Annotated in this window: 2 protein-coding genes and 1 pseudogene; all 3 read left to right on the top strand. The window is 53.4% G+C overall.

Features of this window, described 5'->3' with window-relative positions; genetic code table 11:
* A pseudogene (locus ACFMO7_RS20895) lies at window positions 1-746 on the top strand (hypothetical protein); the annotation flags it as partial.
* Between the two features lie 122 nt (window positions 747-868).
* Window positions 869-1108: an Imm32 family immunity protein gene (locus tag ACFMO7_RS20890; RefSeq protein ID WP_376797420.1), complete on the top strand. Its 240-nt coding sequence runs from the start codon at window positions 869-871 to the stop codon at window positions 1106-1108.
* 286 nt (window positions 1109-1394) lie between these two features.
* Window positions 1395-1809 (top strand): hypothetical protein (locus ACFMO7_RS20885; protein ID WP_376797419.1); only part of this gene is annotated, 415 nt, incomplete at its 3' end.

Genomic DNA, 1809 nt, shown 5'->3' with positions numbered 1-1809 from the left:
ACTGCGCGAATGATCCTATCAATGCGGTTGATCCAGATGGGCTGTTCTTCAAGAAGCTGTTCGGCTGGATTGGCAAGGCATTGAAATGGGCAGCAGTAGGGTTGTTGGTGGCGGCGGCTGTGGCGACGACGTTGATCGTGGTAGCGCCGGTTGGGTCGGTGTTATGGAAGGTTGGGGCATGGTTGTTGGTCAAGGCGTTGCCAGTGGCGGCGAAGTATCTGGGGTATGTAGGGGTGGGGCTGCCGCCGGGGCTAGGCATGCCGGGGACGCCGCCGTGGAATCCGCAGGGTGGAGGAGTTGGATTCAGCAGTAGATGGCAGGACGATGCTGATGAAGAAGTCGTTAGAATTTACACAAACATCTGTCGGAATGGCAACAAGTATCCATATTGTGGCGCTGGGTTAGCTGGAGCCATTCCAATCATCGGTCCAATCTGGGATGCTCGTGATGCATTTCGCAGCGGGCGTTGGGGCTGGGGCATCTTCTACACGGCGATGGCCGTCTCGGATATCTTCTTGGTCAAAGCTGCCGTCACTGCTGGCGGTAGATTGTTGGCAAGAGGCGGCGCGAGGCTGCTCGCAAGGGAAGCTGCGGAAGAGGGGGCCAGCGCTACTGGAAGAAGCTTTAACCCATTCCGAGGAAGAACCACACAAGAGATCGACGAGATGTTCAGAAGCAAAGGATTCGATCCACGAGGTCCTGACCCTGCTAGCGGGCTTGGAGGCTATGTCAATCCAAGAACGTGACGCTCGTACCACATTGATCCGGCAAACAGATTTGGCGAACCCCCACAGGTAGATGTAAATCGTTTGCGAAGCTACAGGGGACCTCTCACGAAACGTAAATTCCCAATGTAAAGGAGAGCGTCGTGATACTAACCGTTGAATACAATGCTAAAGGTTTCGTTGAGATTTACATGGATGAAGAAGGGCGCCGCCTTTTGATTGATTCCCTCCGCAGATTAAGAGCGCAAGAAAGTAAAGGCGACCACGACCATCTGATGACGCCATCTTGGGCAGGTAATGAACTGACGGAGGAGAAACAGGGTGACGCTGACAATGAGTTGATCCACCAATTGAATATCATTCTTCTACCGAAACGGGGTTAGTCAGAGGTGGGCGAGAAGGAACGCACTACGTCAACGATGCTGTAAACCACAACGCACTACGTCAACGATGCTGTAAACCACAGTGCTTTACGTGCGAGGTAACGTCTGGCTTTGCCACAAACGCCCGAAATTCGGGTGCAACTTGAAGTGCCGAGGGGAGTATTTTCTTCTCCCAGCCGAATAGACCCTGCTTTCGGGATGCAGGTGGTGGTATGCAGCGCACGGCGACAGGGAGAATACCAGCGAGAGTGCATAGAGTCTGGCGATACTAAGGGGGTAAAACAGAATGGCAGTAGCTGAACTCGTCGGCATGAAAGTGTGCATCACGATGTCTGATCCGTGGGGCTTTGGGACGGAGCACGTTACTGGCCCCTTTACTGCCAAAGTGCTTCAAGTCGGCAGTAACTACTGGGTCTCAGGAGAGCAGGCGCTTCTTCTGCAACTTGAACCGCCTCTTTCTTATAGAGCTGGTAGCCGGGCTGGTTATGCAGCGGGTTTCATCCTTCCTGGCCCCGGGAAGTTGAAAGTTCTTGCTAAAGGGGAGAAATTCTTTGCTGGACTTAAGACTGGTTACGGGCACTCTGTTAGGCAGATCGGTAGATTTACAGAATTCAGTGTTAATGTGCCCGGGCGGGTGCCTGGCAGCTATACACGTTGGGTGAAGGTGCTGAATGAGCATGGGCGAACGATTCGCCTTTATC

Origin of the sequence: Thermogemmatispora sp., assembly GCF_042408735.1 — a bacterium.
In the GTDB taxonomy this organism is placed as follows: domain Bacteria; phylum Chloroflexota; class Ktedonobacteria; order Ktedonobacterales; family Ktedonobacteraceae; genus Thermogemmatispora.
Note: the sequence above shows the minus strand (reverse complement) of the source record. Positions and strands in the feature narration are given on the sequence as shown.